The 15,186-nt window shown below is 57.0% G+C and carries 17 protein-coding genes; 3 read left to right on the top strand and 14 right to left on the bottom strand.

Annotation, left to right across the window (positions count from 1 at the left end; genetic code table 11):
* Positions 1 to 87: 87 nt before the first annotated feature.
* Positions 88 to 1,650, bottom strand: a complete 1,563-nt coding sequence (murJ, locus tag AB5Y73_RS19330; RefSeq protein ID WP_107683795.1) for a murein biosynthesis integral membrane protein MurJ — start codon at positions 1,648 to 1,650, stop codon at positions 88 to 90.
* A gap of 191 nt (positions 1,651 to 1,841) precedes the next feature.
* Between murJ and rpsT the strand changes: the two genes are divergently transcribed.
* Positions 1,842 to 2,105: a 30S ribosomal protein S20 gene (gene rpsT / locus AB5Y73_RS19325; RefSeq protein WP_005308808.1), complete on the top strand. Its 264-nt coding sequence runs from the start codon at positions 1,842 to 1,844 to the stop codon at positions 2,103 to 2,105.
* A 49-nt stretch (positions 2,106 to 2,154) separates the two neighbouring features.
* Here the strand turns inward: rpsT and AB5Y73_RS19320 are convergent, their stop codons facing one another.
* From AB5Y73_RS19320 to rppH, 8 genes are all read right to left on the bottom strand, one after another.
* Positions 2,155 to 2,457 carry a metalloregulator ArsR/SmtB family transcription factor gene (locus tag AB5Y73_RS19320; protein WP_013724128.1) on the bottom strand — a complete coding sequence of 101 codons (303 nt, stop codon included), beginning with the start codon at positions 2,455 to 2,457 and terminating at the stop codon, positions 2,155 to 2,157.
* A gap of 51 nt (positions 2,458 to 2,508) precedes the next feature.
* On the bottom strand, positions 2,509 to 3,441 hold the full coding sequence (nhaR, locus tag AB5Y73_RS19315; RefSeq protein WP_005340434.1) for a transcriptional activator NhaR: 933 nt from the start codon (positions 3,439 to 3,441) through the stop codon (positions 2,509 to 2,511).
* Entirely contained in the window at positions 3,428 to 3,835 is a 408-nt protein-coding gene (locus AB5Y73_RS19310) for a hypothetical protein (RefSeq protein WP_181497595.1), read from the bottom strand. The genes nhaR and AB5Y73_RS19310 overlap by 14 nt, the downstream gene beginning before the upstream one ends.
* Positions 3,832 to 5,022 carry a Na+/H+ antiporter NhaA gene (gene nhaA / locus AB5Y73_RS19305; protein WP_005340429.1) on the bottom strand — a complete coding sequence of 397 codons (1,191 nt, stop codon included), beginning with the start codon at positions 5,020 to 5,022 and terminating at the stop codon, positions 3,832 to 3,834. The genes AB5Y73_RS19310 and nhaA overlap by 4 nt, the downstream gene beginning before the upstream one ends.
* Positions 5,023 to 5,245: 223 nt before the next feature.
* A complete protein-coding gene (gene thyA / locus AB5Y73_RS19300) occupies positions 5,246 to 6,040 on the bottom strand; it encodes a thymidylate synthase (protein ID WP_005340427.1) in 795 nt (264 codons plus the stop codon).
* The gene (gene lgt, locus AB5Y73_RS19295) at positions 6,040 to 6,864 is read right to left on the bottom strand and encodes a prolipoprotein diacylglyceryl transferase (RefSeq protein ID WP_031227775.1); all 825 of its coding nucleotides are present in this window, start codon (positions 6,862 to 6,864) and stop codon (positions 6,040 to 6,042) included. Before lgt ends, thyA begins: the two co-directional genes overlap by 1 nt.
* A gap of 67 nt (positions 6,865 to 6,931) precedes the next feature.
* Positions 6,932 to 9,211 (bottom strand): phosphoenolpyruvate--protein phosphotransferase, encoded by a 2,280-nt coding sequence (gene ptsP / locus AB5Y73_RS19290; RefSeq protein ID WP_107683797.1) that lies wholly within the window; start codon positions 9,209 to 9,211, stop codon positions 6,932 to 6,934.
* A 14-nt stretch (positions 9,212 to 9,225) separates the two neighbouring features.
* Complete coding sequence (rppH, locus tag AB5Y73_RS19285; RefSeq protein WP_005340421.1) at positions 9,226 to 9,753, bottom strand: RNA pyrophosphohydrolase; 528 nt, start codon at positions 9,751 to 9,753, stop codon at positions 9,226 to 9,228.
* A 733-nt stretch (positions 9,754 to 10,486) separates the two neighbouring features.
* Between rppH and mutH the strand changes: the two genes are divergently transcribed.
* Together mutH and AB5Y73_RS19275 are read left to right on the top strand one after the other, a co-directional pair.
* Positions 10,487 to 11,161, top strand: coding sequence for a DNA mismatch repair endonuclease MutH (mutH, locus tag AB5Y73_RS19280; protein ID WP_107683798.1), 675 nt, complete (start codon positions 10,487 to 10,489; stop codon positions 11,159 to 11,161).
* Between the two features lie 80 nt (positions 11,162 to 11,241).
* The gene (locus tag AB5Y73_RS19275; RefSeq protein ID WP_005348910.1) at positions 11,242 to 11,565 is read left to right on the top strand and encodes an isoamylase early set domain-containing protein; all 324 of its coding nucleotides are present in this window, start codon (positions 11,242 to 11,244) and stop codon (positions 11,563 to 11,565) included.
* Between the two features lie 108 nt (positions 11,566 to 11,673).
* Here AB5Y73_RS19275 and rplS read toward each other — a convergent pair whose 3' ends face one another.
* The 5 genes from rplS to ffh form a co-directional block, all read right to left on the bottom strand.
* A complete protein-coding gene (gene rplS, locus AB5Y73_RS19270) occupies positions 11,674 to 12,021 on the bottom strand; it encodes a 50S ribosomal protein L19 (protein WP_005313505.1) in 348 nt (115 codons plus the stop codon).
* Between the two features lie 32 nt (positions 12,022 to 12,053).
* Positions 12,054 to 12,803 carry a tRNA (guanosine(37)-N1)-methyltransferase TrmD gene (trmD, locus tag AB5Y73_RS19265; RefSeq protein ID WP_005340400.1) on the bottom strand — a complete coding sequence of 250 codons (750 nt, stop codon included), beginning with the start codon at positions 12,801 to 12,803 and terminating at the stop codon, positions 12,054 to 12,056.
* A gap of 34 nt (positions 12,804 to 12,837) precedes the next feature.
* The gene (gene rimM, locus AB5Y73_RS19260; protein ID WP_005340394.1) at positions 12,838 to 13,359 is read right to left on the bottom strand and encodes a ribosome maturation factor RimM; all 522 of its coding nucleotides are present in this window, start codon (positions 13,357 to 13,359) and stop codon (positions 12,838 to 12,840) included.
* 24 nt (positions 13,360 to 13,383) lie between these two features.
* A complete protein-coding gene (rpsP, locus tag AB5Y73_RS19255; RefSeq protein ID WP_005340392.1) occupies positions 13,384 to 13,632 on the bottom strand; it encodes a 30S ribosomal protein S16 in 249 nt (82 codons plus the stop codon).
* A gap of 177 nt (positions 13,633 to 13,809) precedes the next feature.
* Entirely contained in the window at positions 13,810 to 15,186 is a 1,377-nt protein-coding gene (gene ffh, locus AB5Y73_RS19250) for a signal recognition particle protein (RefSeq protein WP_005357987.1), read from the bottom strand.

Below are 15,186 nucleotides of genomic sequence, written 5' to 3'. Positions count from 1 at the left end.
TCATAGCCTGATTTCAACTATCCGGGCCCAAGCCCGCCCATCTGCGGCGCCATGAGGCACTATCCCCATGGCACCGCAGGATCACGACTACTGCTGCCCCGATTTAAGGTGACGCGGCCGAATGCCCAGCAGTAGCAACACCACGGCATAGACCGCAGCCCCCAGCGACAGCAGCATGGTCAGCTGCAAACTGGCCTTACCCATGTTCCATGCCCCCCACTGGGCCAAGTCTGGCGACAGATAGGCGAGCACGCTCCCCATCAGCACGCTGGCGACCAGCAGCTTGAGGCAGAACACGCCGGTATGGCGGGAGGGACGATAGACGCTCTGCTGGTACAACCCCTTGAACAGCAAAGCCGCATTCAGAGTGCCCGAGCAGGCGGTCGAGAGCGCCAACCCCACGTAACCGAGCGGGTAGATGAAGATGAGGTTGCAGACCATGTTGGCAATCATCGACATCACCCCGATCCGCACCGGCGTCTTTGTGTCCTGACGGGCGTAGTAACCGGGCGCCAGCACCTTGATCAGCATCAGGGAGAGCAGACCGGTAGTGGAGGCCAGCAGGCTGGCGCTCGACATGGCCACTTCATGCAGGCCAAATTCGCCGCGCATGAACAGCACTCGCAAAATGGGCTCGCGCATCACCGCAATGCCTATCATGGCGGGCAGGCCGAGCAGCATCACCATCCGCACCCCCCAATCCATGGTGCGGGAGAAGTCGGCCGGATCGGCATCCACATGCTTCTTGGCCAGCGCAGGCAGGATCACGGTACTGATGGCCACCGCAAAGAGGCCGAGGGGGAACTCCAGCAGACGATCCGAGTAGTAGAGATAGCTGATGGCACCGGTCGCCAGGAAGGAGGCGAGCATAGTGTTGACCAGCAGGTTGATCTGGCTGACCGATACCCCGAACAGGGCAGGGATCATCAGGGTGCGGATCTTCACCACCCCAGGGTGATTCCATCCCCACTTGGGCCATACCAGCATGTTGATTTGGCGCAAAAAGGGGTACTGGAACAAAAACTGCACCAAACCACCCAAAAAGACACCAATCGCCAGCGAGATCTCAGGTTTGTCCATCAGTGGCGCAATCCACCAGGCCGCCGCAATCATGGTGATGTTGAGAAACACCGGCGTAAACGACGAGACCGCAAAGCGGCCGAAGGTGTTGAGGATGGCCCCCGCCATGGCGGTAAAAGTGATAAACCAGAGGTAGGGGAAGGTGATTTTGAGCATCAGACTGGCGAGCTCGAACTTCTCGGCCGCAGGGCCGCCATGCAGCCAGTCCCAGAACCAGCCCCAGCCAAACAGCGCGGTCAGCACACCCGACCCCAGCACACCGAGCAGGGTGACCACAGTCACTATCCCCCCCAGTGTGCCCGCCACCGCCGCCAGCAATTCACGCACTTCCCCCTCGTCGCCATTTTTCTTGTACTCCGTCATCACGGGAACAAAGGCCTGGTTGAAGGCACCTTCGGCGAACAGACGACGCAGAAAGTTGGGAATGCGATTGGCAAAAAAGAAGACGTCGGCGGCCACCCCGGCACCGAGCAGATTGGCGATGACTACATCGCGAACCAAGCCCATTACGCGGGATGCCAACGTCATTCCGGACACTATCATGCCGGATTTGATCAATTTCTTACTCAAGACGAGGCCTCTGGAACTGTCAGAATGAAAAGAATGCTGCTAGAATCGGCCGACAGTTTAACCGTCTCCCTACTGACACACCACCGGGAGGCGGTGTTTATTTGCACAAATCATTTGACAATATGTGGTTGGAAGGGCATATTTCCGGGCCTTTTCAATACACTCGCTAAGACAGTTTTAGGAGTTTTACCTTGGCTAACATCAAATCTGCTAAGAAGCGCGCTCTTCAGTCAGAAAAACGCCGTCAGCACAACGCCAGCCGTCGTTCCATGACCCGTACCTACCTGAAGAAAGTCATTGCTGCTATCGCCTCTGGCGACAAAGCTGCTGCGACTGCCGCTTTCGCTGTTGCTCAGCCGATCATGGATCGTATGGCGACCAAAGGCCTGATCCACAAGAACAAAGCAGCTCGTCACAAGAGCCGCCTGTCTGCCCAGATCAAAGCTATGGCTTAATCAGCTTCTGCTGATCAAAGCTGAAAAAACCGGCCTTAGTGCCGGTTTTTTATTTATCTGCGCTGCAATAAAGTCGATGCAGCAAACTGATCATTTCACGCACCTCATGGCTGCGCAGCGAATAGTAGACCGTCTGGGCCTCTTTGCGCGTCGTCACCAGCTCATCCCGCCGCAACAGCGCAAGATGCTGTGACAAGGCCGACTGACTCAATCCCAATCGCTCGTTGAGCTCCCCCACCGACAGTTCGCGCTCCAGCAACTGGCACAGAATAAACAGTCGCCGTTCGTTGGCCAGCGCCTTGAGCAAGGCCACCGCTTTACTCGCATTGGCTTCCATCTCTTCAAGTTGCATCACATCTCTCCTCTACCACTGATCGCCGATGATACGTGGTGACGGGTCGTTTTAAAACGACAGGGTGGCCGGCTGGATGGCGGAGAAATTCTCCTGCCCGGAAAAGAGAAAGGTAAAATCGCTCTCACAGACCCGCTTCACCGCCGGATGCTGGATCATCCGCTCGGCGAAGATGACGTAATACTCCTCCATCAGATCCTGGGTTTCCCCGATCAGCATCACCCCCTCACCCTCGAGGATCTCCTCCCGATAGATAGTCGGGGCCATGAAGATGCCCTGATTGAAGAAGCCAAACGCCTTCATCAAGGCGGCATCATCAAACTCGCCAAGAATGCTGGGGGAGACACCCTGCTGTTCGAACCACTGGGTTAGCTGACGCCCCATGGCGGTACGGCGACCGGGGATCAGCAGCTTGCGCTCTTCCAGACAGGCTGGAAAGGGCTTTTCAGGCAGCGGCGCCTTGCAGAAGAAGCTGACGCCACAGCCGCCCAACCGCTTGGAGAGCAGTCCCGCATGCTGGCTGGAGTCCACCGGACAGTCGGAGAGGATCATATCGAGCTTGTGCTCGCTCAGCTGCTCCAGCAGCAGTTCGTGGGTCGATTCAAAACAGCGCAGATGGATGGAACCATCATTGGGGATGACAGAGAGCAGCACGCGGCTGGCAAGACGCTTGGAGAGGGCATCGGCGATGCCGACGTCGAACAGGATCTGGCTCTCCTTGCGGTAGTTGACGATATCGAGCATCTCGTAGGAGAGGCTGAACATCTTGTCGGCATAGCGAAACACCAGCTGGCCCAGCTCGGTTGCCTCAAGAGAGCGCCCCTTGCGTTTGAGCAGCTTGCCCCCGAGGCGCTGCTCCAGCAGCTTGATCTGACCGGTGACGGTTTGCGGGGTCAAAAAAAGGGCTTCCGCTGCCTGGGTAACGGAGCCCTTCTTCTGAGTCATCCAGAAATAGTAGAGATGGTTGTAGTTAAGGTGTGACATCCGATGGGGTTCCCGCTTGACGCGGACTCCGGTAGCAGCTGAGTTCAACCGCCAGAATGTCATACATGTCGCTAACCGAGTCAACCTTGTTCGCGCCAAACTGCTCCATCAGACTGGCCTTGAGGCGTGCCTTGTCCGGCATCCGGTCAGCGCAATAACGCTTGTTGGAGCGCTTGACCATCTCGCCAGCCCGGCTGCTTAGCGCCCGCTCGGAGAAGGTCTCGCCAAAACGCGCCTTGGCCTGCTTGTCCCCCAGCAGCAGGGCACTGTCTACCACTCCGTTCAGATAGGCAGAGCAGTTCGCCGAAGCGGCGTCCTGCTTGCAATCCTCCAGCCCGCCGGCCCAGACCTCGGGGCTCAACAACAGCATCAACAACCCTGTATGCAACTTCATAGTCCCTCCGTACTCTGTTCGCCTTCACCCTTGGGAAGGGCCATGCGCAAGGCCAGATAGCCGACTACCGCCGCCATGGTGGAGCCCACCAGGATCCCGAGGCGAGAGTAGCTGCCGTAATCCAGCCCACCGTGCTCGAAGGCGAGCGACGCGATAAACATCGACATGGTGAACCCGATGCCACAGAGGATGCTGACCGCAAAAATCTGCTTGAAGTTGACCCCGGGCGGCAACTGGGCGATGCCCAGCTTGACCGACAGCCAGCTGATGGTGAACACCCCGAGCGGCTTGCCGATAAACAGCCCCAGCATGATCCCCATAGGTACCGGACTCAGCAGGGAGGAGAGACCAATCCCCTCCAGCGATACCCCTGCGTTGGCAAAAGCAAACAGCGGCAGGATCAGATAGGCACTCCAGGGGTGCAGCTGATGCTCCAGATACTTGAGCGGCGAGGCGTAACGCTTGCCGTTAAGCGGAACCATAAAGCCCACCACCACACCCGCCAAGGTCGCATGGACACCAGACTTGAGCACCGCAACCCAGAGCACCAGACCGACCAGCATGTAGAGGCTGATCCTGTCCTCACCACGGCGATTCATCCAAAACAGGGTGAGGGTTGCCAGAATACCGATGGCCAGCGCCTCCAGCGACAACTGTTGGGTATAGAAGAGTGCGATGATGATGATGACGCCGAGGTCATCCATGATAGCCAGCGCCAACAGGAATACCTTGAGGCTCACCGGCACCCGCTTGCCAAGCAGCGCCATCACCCCGAGGGCAAAGGCAATGTCGGTCGCAGCCGGGATCGCCCAGCCAGCGCGCGCCACTTCATCCGAATAGTTGAAAAAGGCGTAGATCAAGGCCGGAGCCAGCATGCCGCCCACCGCCGCGATGGCCGGGAAGGTCGCCTGAACCCGGGTCGAGAGCGCCCCTTCCAGCATCTCTCGTTTCACTTCCAGGCCAACCAGCAGGAAGAAGATCGCCATGAAGCCATCGTTGATCCAGAGCAGCAGCGGCTTGTTGATGTCGAGTGCCGCAATGCGCACCTGCACCGGCGTGTCGAGAAACGCCTGATACCCGCCAGCCAGCGCGGTATTGGCTAAAATCATTGCCAGCATGGCAGCCATGATCAGAATAATTCCGGAGGCGGCCTCCAGCTTCAGGAACTTTTTGATTACGTCACTCATGGTTAAATTTTCCACCGTATTGCTTTGGTTTGAGTCTATCCCTTGCAACAACCAATGGAAAATCGTTTCTTGCTGCTCAATACAACGAAAAAACCGAAGGCAAAATAGAACATACCTGCTATAAGCAGGTTTTTCCTCGTCTCTGGCTACCGTCTTATTAATCAATAAAATGAATTTTCAATTATTTAACTGCATAAAAAAGGCGCCCTGAGGCGCCTTGCTATCAGATGGCGACGGGCGCCTTGATGCCTGGGTGGGGGTCATAACCCTCGATCTCGAAATCCTCGAACTTGTAATCGAAGATGGAGTCAGGTTTGCGCTTGATCACCAGGGTCGGCAGCGGGCGCGGCTCGCGGGAGAGCTGCAGAGCTGTCTGCTCCATGTGGTTGGAGTAGAGATGTACATCACCGCCAGTCCAGACGAAGTCACCCACTTCCAGATTGCACTGCTGGGCCATCATGTGGGTCAGCAGGGCGTAGCTGGCGATGTTGAACGGCAGGCCGAGGAACACATCACAACTGCGCTGGTAGAGCTGGCAGGAGAGCTTGCCGTCCGCCACATAGAACTGGAAGAAGGCGTGGCAGGGAGCCAGCGCCATCTTGTCCAGTTCGCCCACGTTCCAGGCGGATACGATGATACGGCGCGAATCCGGGTTGTGCTTGATGTCATCCACCGCCTTCTGGATCTGGTCGATGACAGACCCGTCAGCGGCAGGCCAGGAGCGCCACTGAGCACCGTAAACCGGCCCCAGATCGCCATTCTCGTCGGCCCACTCATCCCAGATGCTGACGCCGTTTTCCTTCAGATAGGCGGTATTGGTATCGCCATTGAGGAACCAGAGCAGCTCGTGAATGATGGAGCGCAGGTGGCATTTCTTGGTGGTGACCAGCGGGAAACCTTCCGCCAGATTGAAGCGCATCTGATGGCCGAACAGGGAGACAGTACCGGTGCCGGTACGGTCAGACTTGACGGTCCCCTCATCGAGGATTTTCTGCATCAGGTCGAGATAAGCTCGCATTATTTCGCCTCCTTCACGGCATTACCGAACAACTGCGGACGCTTGTAGGCGGCCCAGATCATCAGGGCACCGGCGATAATCATCGGGGTGGAGAGGATCTGGCCCATGCTGATCTCCTGGAAGTAGAGACCGAGCTGGCTGTCCGGCTGGCGCACAAACTCCACAAGGAAGCGGAACAGGCCGTAGAACAGCAGGAACATGCCGGAGATGGCGCCGCGCGGCGGATTCTTGCGCCAGAACAGGTTGAGGATGATGAACAGCACCACCCCTTCCAGTGCGAACTGGTAGAGCTGGGAGGGATGACGCGGCTCGGGGCCGGCCTCCGGGAAGATGATGGCCCAGGGCACATCGGTGACCCGGCCCCACAGCTCGCCGTTGAGGAAGTTGCCGATCCGGCCAACGCCGAGACCGAACGGAATGAGCGGTGCCACAAAGTCGGCCACGGTGAAGAAGTGGCGCTTGGTCTTGTGAGCAAACCAGATCATCGCGGTGATAACCCCGATCAGGCCACCGTGGAACGACATGCCACCGGTCCAGATCTTGAACAGATAGGTGGGATCCGCGAGGAAGAGATCGAAGTTGTAGAACAGCACGTAACCGACACGACCACCGAGGATCACCCCGAGGAAACCGTAGAACAGCAGATCCGACACTTCGTTGCGGGTCCAGCCGCTGTTCGGTGCATCGGCGCGACGGCCGGCAAGCCACATGGCAAACGCGAAACCGAACAGGTACATGAGACCATACCAGCGTACCGATAGTGGTCCCAAACTGAATGCTACGGGATCAATCTGCGAGAAAACCCAATATCCATCGTGCTGCATATGCGGCCCCAGTCAAAATAAAAGCCGCATTTTCCGATCATTCGTCAGCAGGGACAAGGCATGATTATCAATCACTCTGTTTCGATTTATGACCGGCTCGCAGCAAACCGCCCAAACCATGCTCCTCCAGATAGCGGGCAAACAGGCCGCGCAGTACGTGGGGGTTGTCATGTTTGAGGCCATCGGCCATCAGTTCGGTCAACTCGCTCAGGGTGGATTGACGCAGCACGTACTTGATCCGGGCGATGTTGTGGGTGTTCATACTGAAGCGGCGATAGCCCATGGCAAGCAGCAGCAGTACACCGACCGGATCACCGGCCAGCTCGCCACACACCGACACCGGCTTCTGGTAGCGATGGGAGGCATCAACCAGCTGTTGCAGGGCGCGGATCACCGCAGGATGGAAGGCATCGTAGATGTTGGCAACCCGGGAATTGTTGCGATCTACCGCCAGCAGGTACTGGGTCAGGTCGTTACTGCCCACCGACCAGAAATCGATGAGCGGCGCCATCTCCGGCAAGATAAAGAGGGCTGAGGGCACCTCGATCATCACCCCGAGGCTGGGGTAGCGGATCACCGCATCGCGGCTCGCCGCCTCTTCCGACACCTCCCGCCACGCCTGATCCAGCAGACGACGGGAGGCTTTGATTTCGCTGACGCTGCTGATCATCGGCAGCATGATGGCCAGATTGTCCAGCCCTTCGCTGGCACGCAACATCGCCTTGAGCTGCACCAGAAACAGTTCGGGGTGATCCAGGGTGATCCGGATCCCCCGCCAGCCAAGGAAGGGGTTTTCCTCGACGATGGGGAAATAGGGTAACGGCTTGTCGCCGCCCACATCCAGCGTCCGCATGCAGACCGGCCGGTTGCGGTAGGTCTCCAGAATGCCGCGATAACGGGCAGTCTGTTCCCACTCGGAGGGGAAGCTCTCCTGCAGCATAAAGGGGATCTCTGTGCGATAGAGGCCCACCCCGTCCGCCAGCTGGTTGAGGGAGATCTCGGTATCTGCGCTGAGACCGGCGTTGAGCAGCAGAGAGACCTTGGTGCCGTCGGCGGTCTCGGATGGCAGGTTGTCGACACTGCGCACCAAGGTATCGAGCGCCCGCTCTTCGCTCAGCAGCTGACGATACTCAGTCAGAATCACCTGATTGGGTTCGATGAAGAGATCGCCGCTGTAACCATCGACAACCAGCATGCGACCGCCGATGTCGCCGAGGGGCAGATCGACCCCCATGATGGCGGCGACCCCCATGGCGCGGGCCAGAATGGCGGCGTGGGAGTTGGTCCCCCCCTTGAGTGAGACCACCCCGGTCAGATACTCGCGGGGCACTTCTGCCAGAATGGTGGCGGTCACTTCATCGGCAACCAGCACCACCGGCTCGCCGATGGAGATATGTTCCGGTTCATTCTGCACCAGTCGGCTGATCAGCCGCTGGGCAATATCCTTCACGTCGGTGGAGCGCTCCTGCAAGTAGGGATCCTTCATCCCCTTGAACTGCTCGATCAAGCGATCACTGATGAGCTTGACCGCAGAGACCGCAGTCCAGTGCTCCTTGCTCACCTTGTTGCGGATCGGCTTGATATAACCGGGATCGTTCAGCAGATGGAGGTAGATATCGAAGATCGCCACCGAATCCTGGCTGTAGCTCTCGCGAAAACGCAGCGCCAGACTCTCCAAGTCGTGCCGCACCTCCTCAACCGCCATCTCCAGCCGCGCCAGCTGGCTGGCATGGTCTTCATCCTTGCGCGGGGTAATGGACGAGAGTGCCTTGCGAGGCCGCCACACCCAAGCCTTGGCCATGGCGATGCCGCTGGCACCGGCAATACCGCGCAGCGGCTTGCTCCAGTCGGTCTTCTGCAACCACCCCTTGGCCTGCGCCTGGGCAATCCGCGCCGCCAGCTGGGCCGCCAGGGTGACCATGAAGGACTCTTCCCCCTCATCGAAGCGGCGGCTCTCCTTCTGCTGCACCACCAGAATGCCGACCACCTGACGCTGGTGCATGATGGGGGCGCCGAGGAAGGAGCGGAACGCCTCTTCGGCCACATCGGGCAGGAATTTGAAACTGGGGTGCGCGGGGGCATCGGCCAGGTTGATCAGCTCTTCCCGCTGACCCACCAGACCAACGATGCCCTGCTCGTAGGGCAGGGTCACCTTGCCGACCGCGGACGGAGCCAAGCCGTCGGTAGCTGCCAGGCGATAGCGGCGCACCTCGGGTTCCGAGACATAGACGGAGCAGCAGTCCACTGCCATGGCGTGCCGGGTCTGGCTCACCAATGCCTGCAAGGCCTGCTCGAGGGTATTGGCCTCGGCCATGCTCTCGACGATACGTCTCAGTTCCGTTAACAACTAATCTGTGCTCCTTAACGGGCGCGATTGCGTCGCCCATCCTTCTTGTTGACCTGCACTGCCGGCACTGGCATCGCCAGCGGGGCAAACTCTTTCATGACCCGGCGGTAAACCTCCCGCTTGAACGAAACGACCTGACGCACCGGGTACCAGAAGCTGACCCAACGCCAGTCGTCAAATTCGGGATGGCCATGACAGCCGAACTGGATCCGCGACTCCTTGCCCGAATTCAGCTGTAACAGGAACCATTTTTGTTTTTGGCCAATACAGACCGGTGAACTGTCCCAGCGGACAAGACGTTTGGGTAAACGGTACTTTAGCCAGTTACGACTGGTGGCCATGATGGTCACATCTTCGGGCTTGAGGCCAATCTCCTCATACAGCTCTCGATACATGGCCTGCTCTGGCGTTTCACCATCATCAACCCCCCCCTGCGGAAACTGCCAGGAGTGCTGCCCATAGCGTTTAGCCCACAACACTTGTCCTTCACGGTTACAGATCACGATACCGACATTGGGACGAAATCCGTCGCCATCAATCACGTGATCACCTTATAAAGGCTGAATCTATAAGGAGATTGTTCCACATTCACTCCGTGGCAGCAAACAAGGAGTGAATCCCCTGTTTCATGAATAACTTTCAATTTCAAACATACTTATAAACAAATCCAAGGATCCGCTCCCCCAAGTTGCCCACCCAGGCTGTGCATAAAGCTGTTAGCAAACGGGTATATACAGTACTTTTTAACTGTACGCGAAAAGTGCCTCTCCGTATTACCACGCGACATAAAATATAAAAAACCATTATTTTTTATAAGCTTGAGGTAAAACAACTGGATCTAGATCCATGTCCCCCCAAGAGCCAGATCCATGATCCGGATTGTGAACAAGTTCAACTGCTCAAAGATCCACCATGGCGAAATTATCCACAGGAGTGGCACAATATCTACCCCGTTCACCCTGTAAAAATGGGGTGGCATTCACAATTTTTTGTAACATATCAGCGACTCCACCCACTTTCATCCACTTATCCAAGATTTCTGTGGATAACTGTGTGTAACATCATGCACAAACCCTTGGACAACTATTTAGAGGTCAAACCAGACCTGGCTTACTGCTCGATAAAACAGACAAAATCCTTTAAAATCATAATGATGAACTGACAGCACCCAAATTCTCTGCATTTGATCTTACCCACTCAGGATCGGTTATAAAAACAGCGATCCTTCTCGGGATCCTCCCCTGTTAGAATATGGTGAGCAAGATGGAGCCAACTATGCCAAGCAATCCCCAATCCGAGCAGGAGTTATTGATCCGCGCCTATGCCATGGCCGGCTTCACGCTGGCGCAGCTGGCCGCCGAGGCTGGTGTCGCAGTGCCCAAAGACCTGCGCCGTGACAAGGGGTGGGTCGGTCAGTTGATCGAGCTGCAACTGGGTGCCAGCGCAGGGAGCAAGCCGGAGCAGGACTTCCCGGAGCTGGGGATCGAACTCAAGACGATCCCCGTGGATCCTCAAGGCAAACCGCTGGAGACCACCTTCGTCTGCGTCGCCCCGCTGATCGGCGTCAGCGGCCAGCGCTGGGAGGAGTCCAACGTGCGCAACAAGCTATCCCGGGTGCTCTGGATCCCGGTGGAAGGCAGTCGGGAGATCCCGGTTGGCGAGCGGCGGGTCGGCATGCCGCTGATGTGGAGCCCGAGTGAAGAGGAAGATCGGCTACTGCGTCAGGACTGGGAGGAGCTGATGGACATGATAGTGCTGGGAGAAGTGGAGCAGATCAGCGCCCGCCACGGCCAGGTGATGCAACTGCGGCCCAAGGCGGCCAACAACAAGGCGCTGACTCGCGCCATCGGCCGCGATGGTCAACCCATCATGACCCTGCCCCGCGGCTTCTATCTCAAGATCGACTTTACCAACAGTTTGCTGCAACGCTATTTTGCCTTGCCGACTTGATCTGCCTTATCAACATCTTTGTCATATGGTGGTATAAAAATAGACAGGAGCCATTTTTAACTCACAGACAAGGAGGCGTCATGCCACTGATCAAACAGTTTTTGAAGTCCAAGCCCGAGGTCAAGGTGACCTTTGCCGTAGAGAAAGAGGCGGCTGCAGGAGCGGAACAGGTGATGCTGATCGGCGAATTCACCCAGTGGCAACCGGTCGAGCTGAAACGCATGAAGAGCGGCGAATTCAAAGCCACCCTCAATCTGCCGACCGACGGCCCGGGTTACTTCGAATATTGCTACCAGCTCATCACCCCGGCAGGGGAAACCCTCTACGAGAATGACTGGGCAGCAGACGACTATGTGCCAGGCCCCTTCGGGCGTGACAACTCGGTGGTGCGAGTGATCCAGTAATGGCAACAAGATAACCAATTGACGGATACAAAAAAGGCTCGCCATTGGCGAGCCTTTTCACTACCTGTCGAGCTATTTGCCGACATACCGACACCAATTCGAATCGAATTAGTTGAGCTTCTCTTTGATACGAGCAGCTTTGCCGGACAGGTTGCGCAGGTAGTACAGTTTGGCGCGGCGAACATCACCACGACGCTTCAGTTCTACACTGTGGATCAGCGGAGAGTGAGTCTGGAATACACGCTCAACACCTTCGCCGTTGGAGATCTTGCGAACGGTGAAAGCAGAGTGCAGACCGCGGTTACGCTTGGCAATAACGATGCCTTCGAAAGCCTGCAGACGCTCTTTACCACCTTCTTTAACACGAACTTGAACACGTACAGTGTCGCCCTGGGCAAAAGCCGGGATGTCGGTACGCAGTTGCTCTTGTTCAAGCTGCTGAATAATCTTGCTCATTGTCTTTCCTTACCTAGGATAAACTGAAAACTCTACTTAACGCTGTCACGCACTTCGCGGACATACTCGGCAAGAAGTGATTCTTGCTCGTCAGTCAGAGCTAGGTTGTTAATAAGTTCCGGCCTTCTTTGCCAGGTTCGTCCGAGCGACTGCTTGAGACGCCAGCGTCGAATCACTTCGTGATTGCCGCTTGTCAGCGCCTCGGGCACCGCCAATCCATCCAACACCTCCGGCCGAGTGTAGTGGGGATGATCCAGCAAGCCATCCGTAAAGGAGTCTTGCTCGGCACTGGCCTGATCGCCCAAAACCCCGGGGACCAGACGCGAAACCGCATCGATCAGGGTCATGGCAGGCAACTCGCCACCACTTAACACGTAATCCCCGATAGACCACTCTTCGTCGACTTCGGTTTGTATCACGCGTTCATCGATACCTTCGTATCGACCGGCTACCAGAATCAGTTTCTGATTCGTCGCCAACTCGGTTACGCCCGCTTGAGTCAGCTTGCGTCCCTGAGGAGAGAGATAGATGACTTTCGCCCCGTCTCCCGCCGCTTGCTTGGCTGCATGAATCGCGTCACGCAGCGGCTGAACCATCATTAACATGCCGGGCCCACCACCATAAGGACGATCATCGACCGTACGGTGTTTATCGTGGGTAAACTCCCGGGGGTTCCAGCACTCAATCTGCAGCAGGCCACTCTTGACGGCCCGACCCGTTACCCCGTGCTCGGTAATGGCTCGGAACATTTCAGGGAAGAGGCTAATAACCCCAATCCACATAAGAAACCTCCGGCACCCGTGTTAGCGCGGGAAACTAGAAACCAGGATCCCAATCAACTTCGATTGTTCGAGCAGTCAGATCAATATTCTTGATCACCTGCTCTTCCAAGAACGGAATCAACCGCTCCTTTGCACCAAAGGCATCTTTTACATTGGCCTCAACCACCAACACATCGTTGGAGCCGGTTTCCATCAATTCGGTCACCTTGCCCAGGTCGTATCCCTTGGTGGTCACCACGGAGCAACCAATCAGGTCACGCCAGTAGAACTCACCTTCAGGCAACGCAGGCAACAGATCGGCGGGTACGCCAATCTCGACATTGGTCAATGCCAGGGCATCTTCGCGCACATCGATACCATCGAGTTTGCAGATCAGACCCTTGTTGTGACGTTTCCAGGATGAAACCCGAATTTCACGCCACGCCCCGTTCTGATTAATCAGCCAGGGGTTGTAATCGAAAATCGCTTCGGCAACATCGGTGAAGGAGTTCACTTTAAGCCAGCCCTTGATGCCATAAACGGTACCCAGGGTGCCCAGAACTACAGGTTTTTCCACCTTAACTCCTTACCGTTGGGCTGATTAAGCAGCTTTTTTAGCGTCTTTGATCAGCTTGGCAACGCGGTCAGAAACAGCGGCACCAGTAGCAACCCAATGCTCGATACGAGCCAGGTCCAGGTTCAGCTTTTCAGCTTGACCAGCAGCAACCGGGTTGAAGAAACCAACGCGCTCGATGAAGCGACCGTCACGGGCGCAACGGCTGTCAGAAACTACTACCTGGTAGAACGGACGCTTTTTCGCGCCACCACGTTGTAAACGAATGGTTACCATATCGTCCTCATTAACATCTAATGAACAAGGCCCGCAAACACGCGGACCCTAGCTTAAAATAAGCCGCGTAATTCTACTTGGATTCGTAATAATTGCAACCAAGCCAGCCATTTTTTGCGCAGAGCGGCAATGAAAAGGGGCCTGCCGCTGCAGACCCCCATCAACACGCAGGCCGGATCAGAACGGGCCGCGACCGCCACCGAACCCGGGGGGCATCATGTTCTTCATCTGGCTCATCATCTTGCGCATGCCGCCCTTGCCGGACATTTTCTTCATCATACGCTGCATCTCGGTGAACTGCTTGAGCAGCTTGTTCACATCCTGCACCTGCATGCCGGAACCTGCGGCGATACGGCGTTTGCGGGAACCCTTGATGAGATCGGGGTGGGCGCGCTCCTTCGGCGTCATGGAGCTGATGATGGCCTCCATCCGTACGGTGAGCTTGTCATCCATCTGATCTTTCACGTTATCCGGCAGACCGGACATGCCGGGCAGCTTGTCGAGCATCCCCATCATGCCGCCCATGTTGCGCATCTGGGCCAACTGCTCGCGGAAATCTTCCAGATCGAAGCCTTTGCCGCTCTTGACCTTGCTGGCCAGCTTGGCCGCTTTCTCTTTATCGACGTTGCGCTCGACTTCCTCGATCAGAGAGAGCACATCGCCCATACCGAGGATACGGGAGGCGAGACGATCCGGGTGGAACGGCTCCAGCGCATCGGTCTTTTCACCCATACCGATAAACTTGACCGGCTTGCCGGTGATGTGACGCACCGACAGAGCAGCACCACCACGGGCGTCACCGTCCGCCTTGGTGAGGATCACACCGGTAAGCGGCAGCGCTTCGTTGAACGCCTTGGCGGTGTTGGCGGCATCCTGACCGGTCATGGCATCCACCACGAACAGGGTCTCGACCGGCTTGATGGTGGCATGCAGATCCTGGATCTCGGCCATCATCTCGCTATCAACGTGCAGACGACCGGCAGTATCGACGATCACCACGTCATAGAATTTCTTGCGCGCCTGATCGATGGCGGCGGTGGCGATATCGACCGGCTTCTGGCTGGCATCGCTCGGGAAGAAGTCGACACCGATGTCATTGGCCAGGGTTTCCAGCTGTTTGATCGCCGCCGGACGATAGACGTCGGCACTGACTACCAGCACCTTCTTCTTGCTGCGCTCTTTGAGCAGCTTGGCCAGTTTGCCAACTGTGGTGGTCTTACCGGCCCCCTGCAGACCGGCCATCAGGATGATCGCAGGCGGCTGGGCAGCCAGGTTGAGCTGTTCGTTGGCCTCTCCCATTACGGTGACCAGTTCACCGTGCACAATCTTGATGAATGCCTGGCCCGGGCTCAGGGATTTGGCCACTTCCTGCCCGACTGCGCGCTCTTTGACACGCGCGACGAAATCCCGCACGACCGGCAGGGCGACATCCGCCTCGAGCAGCGCCATGCGGACTTCGCGCAGGGTTTCCTTGATATTGTCTTCGGTCAGGCGACCACGGCCACTGACATTGCGCAAGGTGCGCGAGAGTCGTTCAGTCAAATTCTCAAACAT

The sequence above is a fragment of the Aeromonas sp. s7(2024) genome, assembly GCF_040907825.1.
Lineage (GTDB): Bacteria > Pseudomonadota > Gammaproteobacteria > Enterobacterales > Aeromonadaceae > Aeromonas > Aeromonas veronii.
The sequence above is the reverse complement of the archived record's forward strand: the minus strand, read 5'-3'. Positions and strand labels throughout refer to the sequence as shown.

Coding starts and splice junctions, on each gene's coding strand:
- nhaR (WP_005340434.1), bottom strand. CDS start 3,441: ATGTCACACCTTAACTACAACCATCTCTACTATTTCTGGATGACTCAG.
- AB5Y73_RS19320 (WP_013724128.1), bottom strand. CDS start 2,457: ATGCAACTTGAAGAGATGGAAGCCAATGCGAGTAAAGCGGTGGCCTTG.
- mutH (WP_107683798.1), top strand. CDS start 10,487: ATGCCAAGCAATCCCCAATCCGAGCAGGAGTTATTGATCCGCGCCTAT.
- rpsP (WP_005340392.1), bottom strand. CDS start 13,632: ATGGTAACCATTCGTTTACAACGTGGTGGCGCGAAAAAGCGTCCGTTC.
- nhaA (WP_005340429.1), bottom strand. CDS start 5,022: ATGAGTGACGTAATCAAAAAGTTCCTGAAGCTGGAGGCCGCCTCCGGA.
- lgt (WP_031227775.1), bottom strand. CDS start 6,864: ATGCAGCACGATGGATATTGGGTTTTCTCGCAGATTGATCCCGTAGCA.
- AB5Y73_RS19275 (WP_005348910.1), top strand. CDS start 11,242: ATGCCACTGATCAAACAGTTTTTGAAGTCCAAGCCCGAGGTCAAGGTG.
- rplS (WP_005313505.1), bottom strand. CDS start 12,021: ATGAGCAAGATTATTCAGCAGCTTGAACAAGAGCAACTGCGTACCGAC.
- trmD (WP_005340400.1), bottom strand. CDS start 12,803: ATGTGGATTGGGGTTATTAGCCTCTTCCCTGAAATGTTCCGAGCCATT.
- AB5Y73_RS19310 (WP_181497595.1), bottom strand. CDS start 3,835: ATGAAGTTGCATACAGGGTTGTTGATGCTGTTGTTGAGCCCCGAGGTC.
- ffh (WP_005357987.1), bottom strand. CDS start 15,186: ATGTTTGAGAATTTGACTGAACGACTCTCGCGCACCTTGCGCAATGTC.
- thyA (WP_005340427.1), bottom strand. CDS start 6,040: ATGCGAGCTTATCTCGACCTGATGCAGAAAATCCTCGATGAGGGGACC.